The sequence below is a fragment of the Pseudogracilibacillus sp. SE30717A genome (assembly GCF_037071985.1).
In the GTDB taxonomy this organism is placed as follows: Bacteria; Bacillota; Bacilli; order Bacillales; family Amphibacillaceae; genus Pseudogracilibacillus.
In genome coordinates this window covers 300902-322744 of record NZ_JAXHDF010000002.1, presented here as the reverse complement: position 1 = coordinate 322744, position 21843 = coordinate 300902, and the positions used below count along the sequence as shown (strand labels likewise).

Genomic DNA, 21843 nt, shown 5'->3' with positions numbered 1-21843 from the left:
AAATTTAACAAGTTGGAGTGCGTACAATGAAAAGATTTATTGCATTATTATTTATTATCCCGCTACTTCTTTATAATTTTTCTTCCTTTACATCTAGTGCAGAGGAGTCGACATCACTTACAGATGAAATTATTTACGATATTTTGATAGATCGATTTAACAATGGCTCGCAAGCTCCTAGTGATCAAGTCGATGTTGATGATCCACTAAGTTACAATGGGGGAGATGTAAAAGGGATAACCATGAAACTAGATTCATTAGTAGAACATGGTTTTACCGCGATCTCATTATCACCTATTATGGATAATGCTCCAAAAGGATATCATGGATATTGGATTGAAGACTTTTATAAAATAGAAGAAGAATTTGGAACAATAGAAGACTTAAATGAATTAATTGAAGAGGCACATAAAAGAGATATAAAAGTAATTTTAGAGTTTGTGACGAATTATGCTGCTACATCTAGTCCATTAGTCGCTGATCATCAAGAATGGTTTACGGATAATAAAGTTGAACCTATTGAAGCGACAAAATGGTTAGATAATGTAGTTGCATTTGATCAAAGCAATCCAGAAGTACAAGACTATTTACTCGATGTTGCTTCATATTGGATGAATGAAACAGACATTGATGGATTTAAATTACATGCTGCAGATCAATCATCACCTGAATTTTTAGAAACTTTAACAACGCAAATTAAAAAAATGAATCCGAATTTTTATATTTTAGCAACCACATTACAAGAAGACGAAGATATTAATCATTTATATGAGAATAAAAATATTGACACGATAGCTGATGTCACAATGTATGAAGCGATGAATGAAGTATTAATAAAGCCTGATGAATCAATATCGAAGTTGTTCGATATCCGGGGAGAGGCGAGTAACCGAGATTTATTATACGTCGACAATATTAATACTCCGAGGTTTTCAAATAATTTTGCAGAGCAAGGACGAAACGCCATAACAACGTGGAAACTTGCCTTAGGCTATTTGTACTTCACTCCAGGAGTTCCGATTATTTATCAAGGTTCTGAAGTGCCAATGTACGGGCCTGGTTATCCGGAGAATCAGTACATCGTTGATTTCACAAGTGCTAATCCTGATCTTGAGAAAGTTTTTGAGCAAATGTCGGCAGTCCGTGAACAATTTCCGGCTTTAACGAAAGGTGATATGGAGCAGGTTGTTGATGAAGAGGGCTTTACTCTCTTTAAACGGACTTTGGATAATCAATCAGTTTATGTGGCTATAAATAATGATAGTCACTCAAGAACGGTGAAAATCTCAGATGTCGATCCCAATATGCAGTTAAAAGGATTGTTGCAAGATGATACGATAAGAGCAAATGAAAATGGAGAATTTTTGATTGGTATGGAAAGAGAGTCTACAGAAGTCTTCATTATTCAGCCGAACACAGGATTTAATTGGGGCTTGATTGCTTTTATCGCAGGTGTATTTATTGTATTTATAGGTTCGATTATCGTACTTTCAGTCAAACAGAGACGACGTCAAGCAGCAAAATAGAAACAAAATAAAAATCCATGAGTGTTTATTTAAAACAACATTCATGGGTTTTTATTTGTAGTGGATACTATTTTTTTCTGTCTAGTAAATAAACTACACCATATGAATAAAATTCCAAAGGTTAATAATCCAGATGCAATAGTTAATAAGTGGTTTTGAAAGAGGATTGGTTTATCTAGAATTAACTGTGATAGACCAGATAAAAATAAGATAATCTCATTGATACCAAAACCTATTAGAAAGATTAGTATACCTACATTAACGAATAGTTTTGTATCATCAATAAGTGTTTCCATTTGATAAAGTGCGAAAATAAACAATGTAATAAATCCTAATAATACTAAGTGCAGATAACCAATGACAAGATTTCTTGTTTCGTAAATGAGATTGGCTAATGGACTATATAATAAAAAAAGTTCAAGTATACTTTTGCAGAAAAAGAGAATGAAAACAATTTTAAGTAATGAATGGTTTCTGTTACTAAAATGGAACTGAATAGTGATTTTGTTTTTAAAGAAGGTATAGCAAAGGAGCATTACGCTAATTAATTGACCAAATGCTCCGATCATCCCTAAAATGATACCTATTTTACCAAAGTCATACCATAAAATTGATAGAAAATATCCCGGAAAAAGAGAAATAGTATAGGTCCAAAAACTATAAATTACTATATTTTTTTGAATTTGTATGCCTTTTTTTGAAAGAGCGTAAATAAACATTCCTATCAACATAAGAGTTAGCCAACCATTATATTGAAAGTGTAAATAAAAATAAATCGCCATATCAAATAAATCAGATTTTTGTAACTGTTGTGAAGCGATTACACCGAGTGACCAAGGGCCTAAAGATGATATAAATAATGTTAGAAAAGCACCTTTCATAAATAACCTACTAGCGAAAGGTATACTAGGTTTCTTTTTTAAAAAGCGAAGAATAAAAATTATTGCCCAATATTCAATCAGTATATGAACCGTTGATAAAATAATGGAATAAAGTGCATAACCTTCCACAAGAAAAGCAATAAACATGATAAATGTCAGTATTCCAGTTGATAGTATGAGCAGTTTTGCTTCCTGTTGCATATTATCCAGTTCATCCCATGAAAGTTTGAAAAATATAATGAGCATGGCAAGAAAAGTCCAGCCTAATATGGCTGCATGAGAATGACCATGTAAAAGATGATCATATGGAATGATATGAACAGAATTTGATACAGTATAAAGACGCATCCACACACCAGTTGAGGCAGTTAATAGTAAAAAGAACAAAGAAATATGTAGCATGTGTTTTGGCATGATGTCACCTCATTAACGAGATCTATCCCTAGTGTGGATTTATAGGTTAGAAGAATCAAGTCAATCGGTAAAAAGTCGATAATTTATAACAAATAAATGACAAAAAAGGCATAAATAAAAAAGACGGCCTATTCAAGCCGCCTTATTTGGTTATTTATATCTAATTAAAATCCGTGTTGCTTAAAGACATCTAACACTTTTTCAATTAATGTATCCCAGTCAGCATCAAAATGCTTGTTTACAGTGATAAAATTTTGGTAACCAAAAACATTATCTACGTCTTCCAGTTTCATTAAATCATTTAATATTTCATGTTCACTAGTATCACCCGACATGACAGATATACTTGCTGTACCTTCAAAAATCATTTTATCTGTTGTAAATTTGATTGCATTAGGGTTAGGTGTTGTTTCAGGTCTTACTCCCATGATATTCCCTCCTGTAACTTCATACTTATTTTTAATGTACCATATTTTAATTGAAAAGACCATCCTATTAAAGGATGGTCTAAATTCTGCTGCCTTTGTAATTCGGTATCATTCTTATAAATGAATTCGTAATTACTTTTTGCAACTAGTTGAGAGACAGGACAGGGGCTTAGAGCTTGAATTATTAATGCAATTGTATTTTCTCATCTAATTGTTGTTCGAATTGATCAAGTTGTGCTTTTTCTTCAGGAGAAGCATTTTGATAAGCGGACTTGATTACTTTTCTCACTGCTTCCTTATCACTAGCGTTTGGGTTATGCCCACCCTGTTGGCTTTGAGTGGAGTTCATCAGATTCGTCATCATCTCTTTTGCTTGCTCAAAAAGACTTTTTTCCAATTTAAAATCCTCCTATGGTACTCTTTTTAATTTCTTCACGTTTTCGTTCAACGTCTTGTCTTAACGTTTGTTTTGCGTGAACAGGCGGATCATAAAAAACATTTGTTTGTTTAGATTCTTGTTTCTTTTCCTTATTCATTCGAGTTCCCTCCTGCAAGGTTAACAATTAAATGAGATATAAAATGGCAAAAGTGAACGCCGTCTTGACGTTCACTAATAGTATGGGAAATAAATTAATTTATATGGTAGGTAAAATTTGTATCATTACGATTTTACTGGATGTGGAATCTCAAAATAATTAGCTAAAAAACTCGCAACGCCATGTTGTTCATTTGTTTCTGTAATAAAATTGGCAACGCTTTTTAATTCATCAATTGCGTTTTCCATAGCCACTCCAACTCCAGCATAATCAATCAGATCTAAATCATTTGGACCATCACCAAAGGCTATAATACGTTCTTTTGGTATCCCGTATTCTTCCGCGATTTTTTTCACTGCTTCTGCTTTATTCATTCGTTTATTCATTACTTCGATAATATGATAAGGTGCACCCCAATTCCAATGATCAACCACTTCGGCATGGAGATCATTTAAGTGGTCGGTTAACGTTTGTACTTCGTTTTTGTTTGGGTATAACATCATTAAAGTAGGGTTTTCTGTTAATTTTTCGATTAGGCGACCGATAATAAAAGCTTCTTTCTGTTTATTTGGACCATAAAAATTAACAATATTTTCATCGAATTGGTCCAAGTAAATATGATCATATACGGTTGCAAGTACATTGTTAGAATTTAATTCATAGCAAGCTTTTACGATCTCAATTGCAGTTTTATGTTCGAGTGGTGTATGGTACTTACCCCAACTTTTATTGCGTGGATGATGTAAATAAGCTCCGTTCGAATTAATTAATGGTGTTACTAGTTCAAGTTCGTTGTAATAAAGAATACTCATTTGATTTGATCGTCCTGTGGCAATGACTACAATATGACCCTCATCCATTAACCGTTTAATCATTAATTTAGATGGGGCAGCGATTTTTTTATCGTCTGTTAATAATGTTCCGTCTAAGTCAATTGCAATTAAATGTTTATGTTTCAAACAAATCACCTCGTTATGAGTAGTGTAGCAAAATAAATGGAAATACTCTAGCTACTTTAAATGAATTAGGGAATAATCTAAAGATATTTGAATTTCTTGCTTTACAAATGAATAACTGTTCATTACTATAGAATTACAATCGAGAAAGGAAATGACTATGATACATATTAAGAAAGAAACGATTCATACAATCCCAGTTTTACATGTATTTCAACCTGAGGATGAATATAAATCATGTCCGACAGTCATCTACTATCATGGATATAATGGTGAAAAAGAAAGCAGCTTAAGCCTTGCATATAAAATTGCACAAAATGGATTTAGAGTCATATTACCAGATAGTTACTTACATGGGGAAAGGAAAGAAAATATTTCACAGGCAGAAAAAGATTTAGCTTTTTGGGAGATAGTTATTCAAAATATTAAGGATATCGAAAAAATTAATTTATACCTTCTGGAGAATGAGTTAATTGTTGATGGTCGTATCGGTATCGGCGGAACGAGCATGGGAGGTATTACTACATTTGGTGCGCTTTGTCATTATGATTGGATTAAAGCAGGTGCAGTGTTAATGGGAACTCCTAAAATGACAGCTTTAGCTTCTATCCTTATTGACCATGTGAATAAGAATAGTAATAGTAAAATTACTAAGGCTCAAGCAAATGAAGCAATAGCTTCGTTACAACAATATGATATTTCATTGCAACCAGAATTATTAAATTATCGTCCGTTGTTGATGTGGCATGGGACTGAAGATAATGTAGTCCCTTTTGAACTTACTAAATCATTTTATGAAGAGATAAAATCACATTATGATGGTCAGTTAACTTTTTTACCTGAACAAGGCCGCGGACATCATATTAGTAATTTATCCATTAGAGAAACTGCAAACTGGTTTAAAAACTATTTATAATTGTCGTAACTTATGGGTCATTCATTTCAAAAAAGTAATTAAATATGGTTAAATATAAGGTAGAGTTGAAAACAAGGAGGTAGTAAAATGGATGAAGCTCTAAAAGAGAATATTATGGGCGCATTAGAAAACGTAATCGACCCTGAATTAGGTATTGATATCGTTAATATGGGTTTAGTTTATGACGTTGACTTAAATGATGAAGGTTTATGTACGGTTACTATGACATTAACATCAATGGGTTGTCCATTAGCTGGACATATTGAAGCAGATGTTAGGCGTGTACTTGCAGATATTCCTGAAATTAAAGATATTGAAGTAAGTATTGTATGGGATCCACCTTGGGGCAAAGATAAAATGTCTCGTTATGCAAAAATTGCACTTGGAATCCCAGACTAATTAAGCTAGACGATGCATGATACTTCAGATATAATGTGCGTAGATAAAGTAGTCAACAAGTAAATCCGAGATGAGTTATCGAGGATAATGTTGGTTATAAGTATGTGCTGCTATGAGAAGGTTGATTCATTTTTGGATCAACCTTTTTGACTAATTGGAATCTCAATCACTTATTTTATTAGGCAGGTGATTACGATTAAAAATTATTGGATAACTGATCAACCAGTAGATGTTAGTGAATGTATAAAAAAAGTGACACGATCTGAAGCAGGAGCTATTAGTACATTTATTGGTATTGCTCGAGAATTTACGTACGGAAAACGTACACTTTTCTTAGAATATGATGCGTACGTTCCTATGGCAGTAAAGCAACTTGCAAGGATCGGAGAGGAAATAAAAGCAGAGTGGCCTAATGCAGATGTTGCAATCGCTCATCGGATTGGACGATTAGATATATCTGATGTTGCTGTAGCGATAGCTGTATCTACTCCACATAGAGACGCTGCATTTAAGGCATCTCGATATGCAATTGAACGTATTAAAGAAATTGTACCGATTTGGAAAAAAGAACATTGGGAAGATGGGACAAAATGGATAGGTGATCAAAAAGAAAATGTGTCGTACGAAAAAAAGATACCTATTAAGGAGGAAATGTCTTGATTGAATTGTTATTTTTCGCTCAGTTACAAGAAATTGTTGGGAGTAGTAAATTAACAATTGATGCAAATAATATTTCAGTACATGAAATAAAAGAGAAATACTTATCCAAATACGATGTGAAAGAACTTCTTAATCAGGCTATGATCGCTGTAAATGAAGAATATGCAAAAGAAGATGCAATCGTATCAAATGGAGATGTTGTTGCATTTATTCCGCCAGTTAGTGGTGGATAATTTTAAAAATGAAAATGCTAAAAATGTTTAACTACTGAACGATAAAATAAATGACATTTATTTTATCGTTCAGATTTTTTGTGTTAAAGAAGTTATTGCTAAGTAAACGTAAACTGTTCAGTAGTGAAAATTTGTAAACCTTGTAACTGCATCGTTGATTTCCGCCTTTGGGCAGTTCGCTTTCACCATAGGCATAAGCGCAACATCTGTTCAAGCTGCACTATCGTTTGCTTTTACAGTGTCTCCTTTACCGTGGGCACGGCTTCAGCCTCCTCGGAAGCAAAGACCACTTCCTGTGGGGTCTTCAGACTCGTGCTGTTCCCACTGGAGTCGACTGCCCTCCGGCTTCAATCACCATTGTGATAGTAGTATCAAAACGTGCAGAGCTGTTAACAAGCACACACAGCGAAGGAAATATGTGAAGACTTCTGCGGGAGGAAAGGCCTCAGTGAGACCCCACAGGGCTTTAGCCCGAGGAGGCTCAACAGCCGCCCGCGAAAAGCGTAGCATATTACCGTAGCGGTAAGGTAATTACTTTCCAAAATTACTGCACAGTTTTTATCACTATGTTTCAACTTTCAGCATTCTGGGCGGAAGCTTGGTTGATAAAAATTATAAAAGTTGATAAACGATTACGGCGGTACCAACAATAAAACAATAGATACTAAAAATGATTAGTTTCCCTTTTATCATCACATTCATAAACCATTTTAATGCAAAGTAAGTTGCAAGAAGAGAGGCTAAAAATGCAAGTAGATAAGGGATTATATTCGGTATAAAATGTTCGTCCTGTATGATTTCACTTAGTGATAAAACATTTATTCCGACACTTACAGGGATAAATAATAAGAAAGAGAAACGCAGAGCCGTCTCCCGTTTCATTCCTAGTAACATTGCAGCGACAACCGTTGCACCTGATCGGCTGATTCCCGGAATTAACGCAGTTGCTTGGGCTAGTCCAACTATCATAGCGTCTTTTATTGTCAAATCTCTATCTGATTTTTCCCCTTGTAAATTCCGAATCATCCATATAAAAAAACCCGTAATTAAAAGCGCTATACCTGCAAACAATGGTTTCGTTAATTTTTCACTTATATATTGTTCAACTAATAAACCAATGATGCCAGTAATGAAAGTAGCGACTAATATATAAAACGTGAACTGAAAACTGTTTTTATACTGATTTTCTCGACGAAAGATATACCGAAGACTTTCTGTTAATAATGAAAAAATATCCTTTCGATAAATGATAATAATTGAAATAAGAGAACCGAGGTGAGTAATAATTTCAAAGGATAACCCAGGAGTAATTATACCGAATATATCTTTTAAAATTACTAAATGGCCACTTGAAGAAATTGGAAGAGGTTCAGTAATACCTTGAATTATACCTAGAAGGAGAAATTTGATCAGATAAATCACTTCTGCTGCATGGATCATGATAAAACCACCTTTTAAATAATTTATATTGCTTTTGAATGAAATATCTTTATGTGTATATGATTGCTTGTTACAGGTGAGGAACCTCCTGCCCAGTAGTTGAATAGTCTAGAGGTGAGGAGGGAATATACATGAATCAAAATATTTCTTATGAAGATATATATGAAATGTGTAAACAGCATATGCATTCGTATGTATTAGTTGAAACTACTGATGGGGTTAAGACTGACGGAATTATTACAGGGCTTGATGAAGAAAATGTATATTTAGCCGTGCCGATGAGTCAGAACAGTCCAGCTGCACCAGGGGATCCAAATGTTAATCCGAATCAATTTGGACGCTATCCCTTTCCTGGATATGGGCCAGGATTTGGATTCTATCCACCAAGAAGATTTAGGCGGTTAGTTATCCCACTAACTTTTTTGGCGGCATTAAGCTTATTACCTTGGTACTAAAACAAAAACACCCTCACTATTTTTATGAATAAATAGTGAGGGTGTTATTTTTATAAAATATAAGATACATACTAACGTTCAGACACGCGAAGTACACCGTCTAATAAAATAATTGCGATAAAAGTACTCGCTGAAAAAACGATTGATTGGGTTACATTAAATGGCTCGCCGCCCATACTGGATAAGACGTAAGCTAGCGCCACGCCGATTAAAAGTGCCCAAATTAATGTCATAATAATTCTCATTCGTTCCACCTCATTTTCCTCTGGCAAATAATTTCTACGTATAATGTCCTCATTTATTTTACCAAATATGACAGGTAAATAAAAGTTTTTATCTATATTTGTAAAAGCTCGTTTCTTCATCTAACAAGAATGTTCATCATTTTGTAAATAATATATTCCGTTCACTGCTATATTTTTCGCATCATTTCATATTTTTTTCTTGCAACTTGACGTAAAATAGCTTAAAGTTTATACCAAGTCATAACATTTGCTATTAATTTAATTTAAAGGGGATGGCAAGATGGGTGTAGGCATTATTGGAACAGGACATTATGCACCTGATAATATTGTAACAAATAAAGATTTAGAAAAAATAGTTGATACAACTGATGAATGGATTCGCTCACGAACTGGGATAGAAGAAAGAAGAATTGCTAAAGACGATGAAGATTCATCGGATATGGCATATAAAGCAGCGAAAAGAGCTTTAGAAGATGCAAGTATTAAAGCGGAAGATTTGGACATGATTTTAGTGGCTACAGTAACTCCAGATACACCGTTTCCATCTGTCGCTTGTATGATTCAAGAGAAACTTGGTGCAACAAATGCGGCGGCAATGGATGTAGCAGCAGCTTGTGCTGGTTTTATGTATGGAATGATAACAGCACAACAATTTATTGAAACGAAGGCTTACAAACATATCCTTGTTGTCGGAGTAGATAAACTTTCAAAAATTACAGACTGGACAGATCGAAATACATGTGTATTATTAGGAGATGGAGCAGGCGCAGTTGTGTTGGGAGAAGTGTCTGAAGGAAAAGGAATTCTGTCATTTGAATTAGGTGCCGATGGTTCTGGTGGGGAAGAACTTTACCAAAGTAAAGAAGATCACCTCGTTATGAACGGGCGTGAAGTATTTAAATTTGCTGTTAGACAAATGCCGCAATCGTGTATGAACGTCATTGAAAAGGTAGGTTTGCAAAAAGAAGATGTTGATTACTTAGTGCCGCATCAAGCAAATATTCGAATTATGGAAGCGGCGAGGAACAGATTGGATATACCAGAAGAAAGAATGGCGAAAACCATCCAGCATTATGGTAATAATTCATCTGCATCCATTCCAATTGCGTTATCGGAGTCTCTGCAGAACGGTAAGATTAATGACGGGGATGTTGTTGTCCTTGTCGGATTTGGTGGAGGACTTACCTGGGGTGCTGTTGCCCTAAGATGGGGTAAGTAAATAAATCAAGATTATTGTTATAAAATATGATAAATTTATGGTAGTAATGTTTTTGTTGAGTAAGGAGGCAGTTTAATGGAAAAAAGAAGAGTTGTAGTAACAGGAATCGGTACCGTAACACCGTTAGGTAACGATGCAAAAACGTTGTGGGAAAATATTGTAGCAAATCAATCCGGAATTGATTTTATTACACGTGTAAATAAAGATGATTTTCCAGTACATGTTGCAGCTGAGGTTAAAGATTTTGATGCAAAAGCATATATGGATAAAAAAGAAGCGCGTAAAATGGACTTGTTTACTCAGTATGCAGTCGCTGCTTCGAAAATGGCAGTCGAAGATGCAAAATTAGTAATTGATGAATCCAATGCGGACCGAGTAGGAGTTTGGATCGGCTGTGGTATCGGAGGAATGGACACGTATGAAGAACAGTTAAGACGATTTATCGATAAAGGATATCGTCGTGTTAGCCCGTTTTTCGTGCCTATGCTTATTCCAGATATGGCAGCTGGTCAAGTATCTATTCAGATTGGGGCAAAAGGGATTAATTCATGTACAGTAACGGCTTGTGCTTCAGGCGCTAACTCTATCGGTGATGCGTTTAAAGCTGTTCAGCGAGGAGATGTCGATTATATCGTTACTGGTGGAACTGAGTCACCAATTACAAATATGGCGTTTGCTGGTTTTTCAGCTATGAAGGCATTAAGTTTTAATGACGACCCTAAAACAGCTAGTCGTCCATTCGATAAGAATCGAGATGGATTTGTCATGGGAGAAGGTGCTGGAATCTTAGTGCTTGAAACGCTTGAATCGGCCTTAGAACGTGGTGCAACAATTTATGCGGAAATTATTGGATATGGTGCTACTGGAGATGCCTACCATATTACTGCTCCAGCAGAAGGTGGAGAGGGTGCAGCACGCGCAATGAAACAAGCTTTAACTGATGCAAATATTTCTCCAGAAGCGGTTGATTATATAAATGCTCATGGTACAAGTACTGACATGAATGATAAATATGAAACACAAGCGATTAAAAATGTCTTTGGTGATCATGCGAAAAAACTCGCTGTTTCTTCAACTAAATCGATGACAGGTCATTTGTTAGGAGCAGCTGGTGGGGTGGAAAGTGTCATTTCTGTCAAAGCAATTCAAGACGGAGTTATTCCAGCAACGATCAACTATGAAACGCCTGACCCGGACTGTGATCTAGATTATGTTCCAAACGAATCAAGAAAACAAGAAGTTAATGTTGTGATGAGCAATTCATTCGGCTTTGGCGGGCATAACGCATCTCTTGTATTTAAAAAATACAATAACTGATCTTATTAGTACTGCACCCCGAAAGTTAGAGTAAAAAACTAACTTTCGGGGTGTTTTTGGATGGCAAGTATAGAGATCAATTTAATCGAGAAGAACATTGCTTGAAATCCTCATTTGATAATTCAATGTAACATTCTTCATACTATTAAAATCAAAAAACGAGTAACTTGAACTCTTTCATCCTCTCACAACACATATTTTTCGTATGTAACGAATAAACATTCATTAAACAAATGATTGGACAAGTTGTGAGGTGAGGGGTGTGGGATATCTCCTTTTATTTTTAATTGGGTTCGGACTAGCTGTTTCCGGAGGAGTTACGATTATTGCCTATATGAATTTTTTACCAGCTGGTATTTCATGGATAGAATACATTATGTTTATAAAAGGAAGACTTGAATGTTATTTTCTCCCAGTTGGATTTGTAATGATGATGATTGCCATTCATCGATTCCCTAATAAACTATAACACCCTGATTCATTCGAATATTTTTTTGTCATGGTGGTCATAATGTTACATAAATAGTATTTTAAAGCGAGGGAATAACCATGTTGTATTTATATGATGTTTGGGTGAATTGGTTTGAGGGAGAAGAAGAAGGATATAATGTATGCCATTATCATGAATGGCGAAAATCTGATCAAATTGAAATACTAGAACAAGTCCCCGTCCTACATATAACAGAAAGCCTCTACCATTACATAGAAAACAGTTTATTTGATTTACCTTCTGAATTATTGAACTTAATTCACAAACGTGCTTATATGCGTAAAGGCCATACAAGGCAAATGTTAGACTATGCCTGTATCGTGACAGACGGAAGAGGTATTCTAGCCTTTGATACGATAGGTTATACGATTCCAGTTCGTAAGAGTAGGTTAATACCTAGACAGGAGCAACAAGTTTATGAGTTATGTAAAAAAGCTAAAAAGAGACACTTTTCTTTTGCACCAATTCATGAGAAAGACAAACAATCTCTGTTATCGATGGAAGAAGAATTTGTCTTTGGACTAACACGAAGAGAACGCCAATTAAAGAAACTGCTTATGATCGCAATGGAACACTTAAAAACTTCTGATAATATGAATGAAGTAATGTACTGGCTTTCTGAATGGGATCATGAACAATTGAAATATACGATGCATCAATCTAGTATTGATGAAGTTTGGCAAAAATTATATGAAGAAATTAAAATAGGGTGGAGCGATGCACATGAAAGATTATGTGCACAACTTGTAAAAGGTAATCCATTTTTAGAGAAATTTTGGGAATTAGAACAAGTAGAAAATAAAAATAAATCACATTAAAAAAGAAAATCAGAAAAATTTCTTTCTGATTTTCTTTTTCTTTAACGTATTAAACCCATTTTCTTTTTCGCTTTATTAAGAGTCTTACTTGCAACTTTATGAGCTTTCTCTGCTCCATTGGTTAAAATCTCATCAAGTTCTTTAGAATTAATTAATTCATCGTGCCTTTCTTTAATTGGCGCCAACGTGTCAACTACTGCCTGAGCAACTTCCTTTTTTAAATCTCCATATCTTTTGTCTTTAAAATGTTCTTCGACAGCTTCAATGGATTCACCTGTACAACTAGCAAAGATGGAAAGCAAATTAGATACGCCTGGTTTATTATCTTTATCGAATTTTACTACACCATCTGAGTCAGTGACAGCACTTTTAATTTTCTTTTCCATTTGTTTCGGTGTATCAAGCATTGAGATAAAACTACGTGTATTTTCATCTGATTTACTCATTTTCTTAGTTGGTTCTTGTAATGACATAATTCTTGCCCCGACATCTGGAATACGAATTTCCGGTAATACAAATGTATCCCCAAAACGATTGTTAAATCGATCTGCAATATCTCTCGTTAATTCCAAATGTTGTGTTTGATCGTCACCTACTGGAACGATGTTTGCTTGATATAATAAAATATCAGCTGCCATTAATGTCGGATAAGTAAATAAAGCAGAGGAAACAGCACTTCTACCTTCAGATTTATCTTTAAATTGTGTCATTCTTTCCAACTCACCCATATAGGTCATTGATTGTAACATCCAACCTAATTCTGTATGTGCTGGGACTTCAGATTGAACAAATAGAGTAGTCTTCTCCGGATCAATTCCGGAAGCTATATACAATGCAGCCAATGATTTAATATTGTTTTTTAACGTTTTTGGCTCTTGGGGTACTGTGATCGCATGTTGATCAACAATGCAAAAATAACAGTGATGTTCATGCTGTAGTTGGACAAATTGTTTAATTGCTCCTAAATAATTACCAAGGGTTAATGTCCCACTTGGCTGAATGCCGGAAAATATCGTTTTCAACCTTTATTCACTCCAATAATTTTCAGTTTAAAAAAGTCCATTATTTTCTTTGTGAAAAGAAATCAATGAACTGCGCGTCTCACTTCCTATATTCCTTATTAAATGATATACTACGAAATTGGTGAAAGCAAGTTTTAGTATAGACAAGGTTATTTAACGAGAAAAATGGTATAATAAAGTACTAAGCTTGAAAAATGAGCTGCATTAATAATAATACTGAGAAATATTTGAAACTAATGTTTATTTAAAATAAGTTTTGGGTACTCTACATGTATGTAGCTACAACTTGTAACAAATTTATGACATTTCATAAATTGGGTTAAATAATTTACAAAAAGCTCTACCTTTCGCTTGACAATTATAGTATAATTTATAATGAAAGTTTATTTAAAGTAATTCTTATTTAATAAATTAATCCTTTATCTACAAGGGTTATCTATGTAATTGGCGTATGGAAAAAGCGTCTGTTGCATATATTAATCAATTGAAAGTACGGTGAAATGTGAGGAACATCACATGTTTAGGAATGAATTACCGATACTTTGATTTCTGCACCGTAAGGACTACGGAGTGAGCCCTCCTGAGTGAACAGGATCGGGAATCTCGTGATGCAAGCATTATGAGAAGTTCAATAAAGATATATTCAGTAGAAATGAGGAGTGAAGTTACATGGTAACACTCTATACCTCGCCAAGTTGTACATCTTGCCGTAAAGCAAAGGCATGGTTAGAAGAACACAATATAGGTTATAAGGAACGAAACATTTTTTCAGAACCACTGTCATTGGACGAGATTAAAGAGATTTTACGTATGACAGAAGATGGAACTGATGAAATTATCTCTACAAGGTCGAAAGTATTTCAAAAGCTAGATGTCAATATTGAACAACTTCCATTGAAAGATTTGTTCGATTTGATCCAAAACAATCCAGGTCTATTACGCAGACCAATTATCCTTGACGAAAAAAGACTTCAAGTAGGGTATAATGAAGATGAAATTCGTCGCTTTCTACCAAGAACTGTACGTACATTCCAATTAAGAGAAGCGCAGAAAATGGTCAATTAATTTGGCTATACAAGATGCTTTTTAAAAATCGCAAACCAGTAATATTATCGGTTTGCGATTTTTCTATTTAAACTCAACTTCCACACCAACAAAGTCATTTGATATCTGGACAACCTTATTATGCTAAAACTGTTTTGTACAAAAAACGTAAACTGTTCAGTAGTGAAGATTTGTAAACCTAGTAAACTACAGCGTTGATTTCCGCCTTGGGGCAGTTCGCTTTCACCACAGGCATAAGAGCGACATTAGTTCAAGCTACGCTAACACTCGCTTTCACTGTGTCTCCTTTACCGTGGGCACGGCTTCAGCCTCCTCGGAAGCAAAGAACGCTTCCTACGGGGTCTTCAGACTCGTGCTTTTCCCACAAATGTTTTCGCTGGGACGAAAGCGGAGCTACAGTCCCAGGAGTCGACTGCTCTACGGATTCAATCAACCTTTGTAATAGAAGTATCAAACTGTGCAGAGCGGTTAATCAGCTTCATCCATATATAAGTTACTGCACAGTATCAGTTAATTGAAAATACAACTAAGGATGTGAATCTTTAAACTTCCTAATACTCCCAAGGTTTATTTATCTACTTCACACAACGAAGGTTGAGTATTTAAACAAATCGATCCTAAATGTTTATTATAATTAATTGAAATATCTTCTATAGAAAAAGTGGTAGTGAAATATTGATTAAATTGAGGTAAAATAGTATATTAATATTCATACACAAAATGGGCATTAATATTTTCAAAATAATTAAAATAACATACAATAAGTTTAAGGGAATAAATATGTACTGTTGGAGTAATCTCTTCCACCTAATTCTTTTAAGGTGCTTAAGCTTTTAGTTATTCTAATAGAAGGGAGAGGTATTGAATGGAAATAGAAAGAATAAATGAAAACACGGTAAAATTTTATATCTCATATGTAGATATCGAAGATCGTGGATTTGAACGAGAAGAAATATGGTACAATCGGGAACGCAGTGAACAACTGTTTTGGCAAATGATGGATGAAGTAAATTACAAAGAAGACTTCTCTGTAGAGGGCCCTTTGTGGATACAAGTTCAAGCATTAGAAAAAGGTTTAGAAATCATTGTAACAAAAGCACAAATTTCTAAAGGTGGAACACCGATTGATTCCATAGAAGACATCGATGATACGATTGATATAACAATAAATGAAAAAGCAAAAAGTATATTAGATGAGAAGTTTGGTCACAAAGAAGATGAAGATGAGGAAGAACTTGAAGATACAAGCTTATGGATGACAGCAAAATTTAATGATTTAGAGGATGTCATTCAGCTTAGTCATTATTTTCAGGGTGAATATGATCCAGAGTTGGTAACATCTTTGTATTACTATGAAAATAACTATTTTTTATATGTAGAAATTTCTTCAGAACAGTTTGAATATCAAGAAGATATTGTGAGCCAAATATTAGAGTATAGTACAGAATCAGATGTAACGTATCATATATTGGAGGAATACGGTAAGGTGATTATAGATCATAACGTATTCAATCAAATGAAACAGCATTTCAATGTATAAATTAATTAAAGTAGATGATGAATTAAAAGGCATTCGATAATGAATGTCTTTTTATTTTTTATTTTTGCAGGATTTTAGTATACTTTGTCGAAATATAGTAAGTAAGCCTCAAATATATATAAGGATGTGTTCGAATCTGTGTTAAAAGCAATAACTGAAAAAGGAAAGTATGTCACACTTGCTATACTTCCAAAAAGACAGATAGAACTATTACGAAAAAGAGTAAAGTTTTATTGTCCAGAATGTAATGAACAAGTGATTGTTAGAGCAGGACCTAAGGTAATTCCACATTTTGCGCATAAAAACTCTTCTAACTGTTCGATTCGATCAGGGGGAGAAGGAACCTATCATCAGTACGGTAAATTATTATTATATGAATGGTTTCAAAAACAAAACATCCCCACACAATTAGAAGCCTTTATTCCTCAAATTAATCAACGTCCTGATCTTTTAATTAAGACCAAACAACTTACCTTCGCCGTTGAATTTCAATGCGCAACAATCTCAGCTAAGGACATTCAACATAGAAATACAGGATATGAACGATTAAATATCTTACCGATCTGGATATTAGGAGGAAATCAATTTAATCGCATATCAACGAATCATATGGCACTGAATGATTTTACTTTACAATTCATTCATCAATTTTCCTCAAAACTTCCTACAACTATATTTTATTTTTGTCCACAGAGAAAAAACTTTTCCATTATTCATGACCTCATATTGACAAGTACAAATCGGGCACTAGTGAATTTTACATTTAAAAAAATGAATGAAACATCTTTCCCAAAACTTTTTACTCCGTCCTATTTTTCTGAAAAAAGACTATTTAGCTTATGGAGGCCTGAGAAAAGAAAGTTTCGTCTCAAAAATACAAATGTTTATGGGAGAGAATACATTTGGAAAAAATGGTTGTATGAAAAAAGGTTGCATGTTCAACACCTACCTTCGATTGTTCATCTTCCGATCCGCTCTCAATATAGCATGTCTGTACCCACTTGGAATTGGCAAAGCCGTTTCATAATTGATTTCTTACATTCTTTAAAAGTTGGCGATAGTTTTTCGTTAAAGCAAGCTGCACAATATCTTCGACCATTCCAATCAGATAATACTAATAACCGATTCATTGTTCCTAAAGTTTCTCCGATTGTAGAATATTTGACATATCTTCATGATTTAAAAATAATTCAAATTATGTCATCTAATCTGTATAAGAAATGTAAGCCAATCACTTTTTACAACCATATAGAACAATCTTTGGAAGGAGACGATGAACTTTTAAACTCTTTCATGTATAATCACAATTAAGAACGGGAATGAATTTTACATAATTCACTATAATAAGGATTAGATGATATTTTAAGGAGGACTGTTAAAATGACTGAAATGACGAAAGAAATTCCAAAGCGGGAAGAGGTTCCTGTTGAATTAACGTGGGATTTATCAACAATTTTTGAATCGGATGAAAAATGGGAGGAAGAGTTTAAGGCATTAAATCAGGATATTCCTAAAATTAAACAGTATCAAGATAAATTAGGGGATTCAGCTGACAATTTGTATAATATGTTTAAATTGCAAGATGAACTTTCTGAGCGTCTTGGAAAACTATATACATATTCGCATATGAAATACGACGAAGATACAACAAACTCTTTTTATCAAGCAATGAACCAAAAAGCTGAAAGTATTTTAACGCTTGCTTCAAGCACGATGAGTTTTATCGTTCCCGAAATTTTGAAAATTGATCATACAAAACTTGAATCATTTCAGAAAGATAAAAAGGAACTACAAGAATATAAATTAACGCTAGATGAAATCAGTCGACAAAAAGAACATATTTTAAGTGAGAAAGAGGAAGTACTTTTATCAGAAGCTTCCGAATCACTTCAGACACCGTCTCAAACGTTTGGAATGTTGAACAATGCAGATTTGAAATTTCCATTAATCACAGATGAAAATGGAGAAGAAGTTGAACTTACTCATGGTCGATATGTCCGATTTTTGGAATCGAAAAATCGAGATGTTAGAAAAGCTGCTTTTGAAGCAATGTATGAAACATTCGGGAGTTTTAAAAATACATTTGCATCGACATTGAATGGAAATGTTAAAAAAGATAATTTCTACGCAAAAGTTAGAAATTACCGTTCCGCAAGACATTCGGCGCTAGATTCGAACAATATTCCAGAAACAGTATATGACAATTTAGTTGACGCTGTTAATGAGCAATTGCCACTTCTTCACCGCTATACTGAACTTAGAAAAAAAGTGTTGAACTTGGATGAATTACATATGTATGATTTATACGTTCCTTTAGTTGAAGGCGTTGATATGAAAATATCGTATGAGAAAGCACAAGACTATGTATTAAAAAGTTTAGCGCCACTTGGTGAAGAGTATACGGATATTATAAAAGAAGGATACAAGAGCCGATGGATAGATGTGATAGAAAATAAAGGAAAAAGAAGTGGAGCCTATTCATCAGGTTCGTACGGTACAAATCCTTTTATATTATTAAATTGGCAAAATAAAGTTAATGATGTATTCACTTTAACCCATGAATTAGGTCATTCATTGCATAGTTATTATACGAGGAAGAATCAGCCTTATCGCTATGGAAATTACTCTATTTTTGTCGCAGAAGTTGCTTCTACATGTAATGAGGCATTATTAAATGAATATTTACTGAATCATTTAGAGGATGAAAAAGAACGGTTATATATTTTAAATCATTTCCTTGAAGGATTCCGTGGCACAGTATTCCGTCAAACGATGTTTGCTGAATTTGAACATGATATCCATGTCCGAGCTCAAAATGGCGAGCCATTGACCGCTGATACGTTTACAGAAATCTATTATGATTTAAATAAAAAGTACTTCGGTGAACATGTAACTGTAGATGAAGCAATTGGACTCGAATGGGCACGAATACCGCATTTTTATTACAATTATTATGTATATCAATATGCAACCGGCTATTCTGCAGCAACTTCTTTAGCAAATCAAATATTGAGTGAGAAAGATGTAGCAGTAGAGAGATATAAAGACTTCTTAAAAGCAGGAAGTAGTGATTTTCCGATTGAAGTTCTTAAAAAAGCAGGAGTTGATATGACTTCTAAAAAGCCAATCTTACAAGCATTAGATGTATTTAAAGAAAAATTAGACGAATTTGAAGAGTTATTAACTAAATAGTAATCGTACAGCTCTCTAGGGGGCTGTATTTTTTTGTTTAAGAAACTAATTTTTCATAAACATATCTAATTAGAATCATCATAAAAAGTTTTAAATTTCTAAATTTTTGTGTGAATAGTTTAAAATTGCGATTGAAAGACATATTTTAAGAGGTTAATAATTATTAGATAATTTTTAACAATTGAAATACTTAATTTAAATGTTACAATATTGGTAATAAATTCTATTACTTAAAAAGGGGGAAATACATTGAGCGGTATTTTAGTTGCAATTATTGGAATAGTGGTTTTAGCGTTAGGATACCGGTACTATTCAAAATTTATTGCAGAAAAAATCTTTAAACTTGATCCGAATTATGTAACGCCTGCACATAAGTACAAAGATGGGGTTGATTTTGTTCCAACGAATAAATTTGTATTATGGGGTCATCATTTTACCTCTGTTGCTGGAGCAGCTCCAATTTTAGGACCAGCTATTGCAGTATATTGGGGATGGATCCCTGCATTTTTATGGGTTATTTTAGGTACTGTTTTCGCTGCTGGAGTTCATGACTTCGGAACATTAGTATTGTCTGTTCGACATAAAGGTCAATCAGTTGGGACTCTTGCGGACAGATTAATTGGTCAACGAGCCAAGATCTTATTTTTGTTTATTATTCTTATTTTAGTGCTAATGGTAAATGCTGTTTTTGCCTGGGTAATTGCAAATCTATTTATCACCTTTCCAGCAAGTGTATTTCCGGTATTTATCCAAATTCCACTCGCGGTATGGATTGGATATGCAGTTTATAAAAGACAGAAAAAAATGCTTGTACCATCTTTAATTGCCCTTGCAGTTATGTATGCGGCGGCTATTTTTGCTAGTAAATTTCAATTTTTACAAATTGATTTAATCCGTTACATGGGAGGGGAGGATGGAACTGGGTTATTTGGTCTGTCCACCGTTGGAACAGCTTTCTTTATTTGGATTATGATATTAATGGTCTATGTATACATAGCGTCTACATTACCGGTTTGGAAGTTACTACAGCCACGTGATTTCATTAACTCACATCAACTTGTCGTGGGACTTGGTATTTTATATTTAGGACTGCTATTTACAAATCCTACTATTACTGCGCCCGCAACAAATGCAGTAACGGATAAATCGTGGTTCCCGCTCCTCTTTATTACTATCGCTTGTGGAGCAATCTCAGGCTTCCACGGACTTGTATCTTCAGGAACATCGTCAAAGCAATTGAATAAAGAAACGGATGCACGCTTTGTCGGTTATTTAGGGGCAGTTGGTGAGGGAATTTTAGCATTAATCTCTATATTAGCTGTTGTTACCTTTTTCGCATCAAAAGAAGATTTTTTAGCTACCTATAGTAGTTTTACTGACGCAAATGGTGCGGGTTTAGGTGTGTTTGTTCAAGGGGCAGCAACACTTGCTGAAGGGTTATTTATCCCAACTGATGTTGCAACAACTATTGTATCCATCATCGTAGTTAGTTTTGCTGCAACAACACTTGATTCTGCCGTCCGATTAATGCGCTATATTATTGCGGAACTTGGAATGGAATATAAAGTTCCAGCATTGGAGAAAAAACATGTAGCAACATCTGTTGCTGTATTATCGAGTGCTGCACTAGTATTATTACCGGAAGGGCCTAATGGATTTGGCTCAGGTGGATATTTACTATGGCCATTATTCGGTACTGCGAACCAGTTACTTGCTGCAATTAGTTTACTTTTAATTGCAGTATGGTTAAAACGGCTTGGTAGAAACTATGCTGTTGTCTTAATTCCAATGTTCTTCGTGCTTGGGATGACGCTTATAGCACTGTTCCAGCAAGTAGCACTTGAATGGGCTTGGTATGGTTCTAATCCAGACACATTGTTATTTGTCTTCGGTGCTATAATATTTGTCTTTGCAATTTGGATAGTATTAACATCCTTTGGAGCATTGTCTAAAGGAAAAGATACTCCAATTGACCATGATAAGACATTACCTTAAGATAAAGATATATAAGAAGTTAGGCCATAAATAAAACCGGCAACCGAAATGACGAACAGTTCCATCCACAAAGTTTGTGATCAACGCCCGACAATC

The 21843-nt window shown here is 34.4% G+C and carries 23 protein-coding genes; 15 read left to right on the top strand and 8 right to left on the bottom strand.

Annotation, left to right across the window (positions count from 1 at the left end; all coding sequences use genetic code 11):
• The first annotated feature begins 26 nt into the window (after window positions 1-26).
• The gene (locus tag SPD48_RS04390) at window positions 27-1526 is read left to right on the top strand and encodes an alpha-amylase family glycosyl hydrolase (RefSeq protein WP_336256843.1); all 1500 of its coding nucleotides are present in this window, start codon (window positions 27-29) and stop codon (window positions 1524-1526) included.
• Between the two features lie 41 nt (window positions 1527-1567).
• Here SPD48_RS04390 and SPD48_RS04385 read toward each other — a convergent pair whose 3' ends face one another.
• The 5 genes from SPD48_RS04385 to SPD48_RS04365 form a co-directional block, all read right to left on the bottom strand.
• Window positions 1568-2821 carry a hypothetical protein gene (locus SPD48_RS04385; RefSeq protein ID WP_336256842.1) on the bottom strand — a complete coding sequence of 418 codons (1254 nt, stop codon included), beginning with the start codon at window positions 2819-2821 and terminating at the stop codon, window positions 1568-1570.
• 164 nt (window positions 2822-2985) lie between these two features.
• Window positions 2986-3249 carry a NifU N-terminal domain-containing protein gene (locus SPD48_RS04380; RefSeq protein ID WP_336256841.1) on the bottom strand — a complete coding sequence of 88 codons (264 nt, stop codon included), beginning with the start codon at window positions 3247-3249 and terminating at the stop codon, window positions 2986-2988.
• A gap of 184 nt (window positions 3250-3433) precedes the next feature.
• Entirely contained in the window at window positions 3434-3646 is a 213-nt protein-coding gene (locus tag SPD48_RS04375) for a DUF3813 domain-containing protein (protein ID WP_336256840.1), read from the bottom strand.
• A 1-nt stretch (window position 3647) separates the two neighbouring features.
• Window positions 3648-3785: a hypothetical protein gene (locus SPD48_RS04370; RefSeq protein WP_336256839.1), complete on the bottom strand. Its 138-nt coding sequence runs from the start codon at window positions 3783-3785 to the stop codon at window positions 3648-3650.
• A 125-nt stretch (window positions 3786-3910) separates the two neighbouring features.
• Window positions 3911-4753, bottom strand: a complete 843-nt coding sequence (locus tag SPD48_RS04365) for a Cof-type HAD-IIB family hydrolase (protein WP_442962104.1) — start codon at window positions 4751-4753, stop codon at window positions 3911-3913.
• A gap of 148 nt (window positions 4754-4901) precedes the next feature.
• On the opposite strand from SPD48_RS04365, the gene SPD48_RS04360 reads away from it, so the two are divergent.
• From SPD48_RS04360 to moaD, 4 genes are all read left to right on the top strand, one after another.
• Window positions 4902-5657 (top strand): alpha/beta fold hydrolase, encoded by a 756-nt coding sequence (locus SPD48_RS04360; protein WP_336256837.1) that lies wholly within the window; start codon window positions 4902-4904, stop codon window positions 5655-5657.
• 87 nt (window positions 5658-5744) lie between these two features.
• Window positions 5745-6056: a metal-sulfur cluster assembly factor gene (locus SPD48_RS04355; RefSeq protein WP_336256836.1), complete on the top strand. Its 312-nt coding sequence runs from the start codon at window positions 5745-5747 to the stop codon at window positions 6054-6056.
• Between the two features lie 177 nt (window positions 6057-6233).
• The gene (locus SPD48_RS04350; RefSeq protein WP_442962109.1) at window positions 6234-6716 is read left to right on the top strand and encodes a molybdenum cofactor biosynthesis protein MoaE; all 483 of its coding nucleotides are present in this window, start codon (window positions 6234-6236) and stop codon (window positions 6714-6716) included.
• Entirely contained in the window at window positions 6713-6949 is a 237-nt protein-coding gene (gene moaD / locus SPD48_RS04345; protein ID WP_336256835.1) for a molybdopterin converting factor subunit 1, read from the top strand. Before SPD48_RS04350 ends, moaD begins: the two co-directional genes overlap by 4 nt.
• Before the next feature lie 612 nt (window positions 6950-7561).
• On the opposite strand, the gene SPD48_RS04340 is transcribed toward moaD, so the two are convergent.
• A complete protein-coding gene (locus SPD48_RS04340) occupies window positions 7562-8389 on the bottom strand; it encodes an undecaprenyl-diphosphate phosphatase (RefSeq protein WP_336256834.1) in 828 nt (275 codons plus the stop codon).
• A 131-nt stretch (window positions 8390-8520) separates the two neighbouring features.
• Between SPD48_RS04340 and SPD48_RS04335 the strand changes: the two genes are divergently transcribed.
• The gene (locus tag SPD48_RS04335; RefSeq protein WP_336256833.1) at window positions 8521-8844 is read left to right on the top strand and encodes a hypothetical protein; all 324 of its coding nucleotides are present in this window, start codon (window positions 8521-8523) and stop codon (window positions 8842-8844) included.
• A gap of 71 nt (window positions 8845-8915) precedes the next feature.
• Here the strand turns inward: SPD48_RS04335 and SPD48_RS04330 are convergent, their stop codons facing one another.
• Window positions 8916-9209 (bottom strand): YjzD family protein, encoded by a 294-nt coding sequence (locus SPD48_RS04330; protein ID WP_336256832.1) that lies wholly within the window; start codon window positions 9207-9209, stop codon window positions 8916-8918.
• Between the two features lie 160 nt (window positions 9210-9369).
• Between SPD48_RS04330 and SPD48_RS04325 the strand changes: the two genes are divergently transcribed.
• The 4 genes from SPD48_RS04325 (at window position 9370) to SPD48_RS04310 (ending at window position 12933) form a co-directional block, all read left to right on the top strand.
• Window positions 9370-10308: a beta-ketoacyl-ACP synthase III gene (locus tag SPD48_RS04325; RefSeq protein WP_336256831.1), complete on the top strand. Its 939-nt coding sequence runs from the start codon at window positions 9370-9372 to the stop codon at window positions 10306-10308.
• Between the two features lie 75 nt (window positions 10309-10383).
• Entirely contained in the window at window positions 10384-11625 is a 1242-nt protein-coding gene (gene fabF, locus SPD48_RS04320) for a beta-ketoacyl-ACP synthase II (protein WP_336256829.1), read from the top strand.
• Window positions 11626-11887: 262 nt separating this feature from the next.
• Window positions 11888-12094: a hypothetical protein gene (locus SPD48_RS04315; RefSeq protein WP_336256828.1), complete on the top strand. Its 207-nt coding sequence runs from the start codon at window positions 11888-11890 to the stop codon at window positions 12092-12094.
• 80 nt (window positions 12095-12174) lie between these two features.
• Window positions 12175-12933 (top strand): DUF3603 family protein, encoded by a 759-nt coding sequence (locus tag SPD48_RS04310; RefSeq protein ID WP_336256827.1) that lies wholly within the window; start codon window positions 12175-12177, stop codon window positions 12931-12933.
• Between the two features lie 41 nt (window positions 12934-12974).
• Here the strand turns inward: SPD48_RS04310 and trpS are convergent, their stop codons facing one another.
• A complete protein-coding gene (gene trpS / locus SPD48_RS04305) occupies window positions 12975-13955 on the bottom strand; it encodes a tryptophan--tRNA ligase (RefSeq protein ID WP_336256826.1) in 981 nt (326 codons plus the stop codon).
• Between the two features lie 669 nt (window positions 13956-14624).
• Here trpS and spxA point away from each other — a divergent pair.
• The 5 genes from spxA to SPD48_RS04280 all read left to right on the top strand — a co-directional run bounded on the left by spxA (window position 14625) and on the right by SPD48_RS04280 (window position 21747).
• The gene (spxA, locus tag SPD48_RS04300; RefSeq protein ID WP_336256825.1) at window positions 14625-15020 is read left to right on the top strand and encodes a transcriptional regulator SpxA; all 396 of its coding nucleotides are present in this window, start codon (window positions 14625-14627) and stop codon (window positions 15018-15020) included.
• Window positions 15021-15885: 865 nt separating this feature from the next.
• The gene (gene mecA / locus SPD48_RS04295; RefSeq protein ID WP_336256824.1) at window positions 15886-16560 is read left to right on the top strand and encodes an adaptor protein MecA; all 675 of its coding nucleotides are present in this window, start codon (window positions 15886-15888) and stop codon (window positions 16558-16560) included.
• A gap of 138 nt (window positions 16561-16698) precedes the next feature.
• A complete protein-coding gene (locus tag SPD48_RS04290; RefSeq protein ID WP_336256823.1) occupies window positions 16699-17871 on the top strand; it encodes a competence protein CoiA in 1173 nt (390 codons plus the stop codon).
• A gap of 69 nt (window positions 17872-17940) precedes the next feature.
• The gene (gene pepF / locus SPD48_RS04285) at window positions 17941-19752 is read left to right on the top strand and encodes an oligoendopeptidase F (protein ID WP_336256822.1); all 1812 of its coding nucleotides are present in this window, start codon (window positions 17941-17943) and stop codon (window positions 19750-19752) included.
• A gap of 249 nt (window positions 19753-20001) precedes the next feature.
• Window positions 20002-21747 carry a carbon starvation CstA family protein gene (locus SPD48_RS04280; RefSeq protein ID WP_336256821.1) on the top strand — a complete coding sequence of 582 codons (1746 nt, stop codon included), beginning with the start codon at window positions 20002-20004 and terminating at the stop codon, window positions 21745-21747.
• Window positions 21748-21843: the final 96 nt, after the last annotated feature.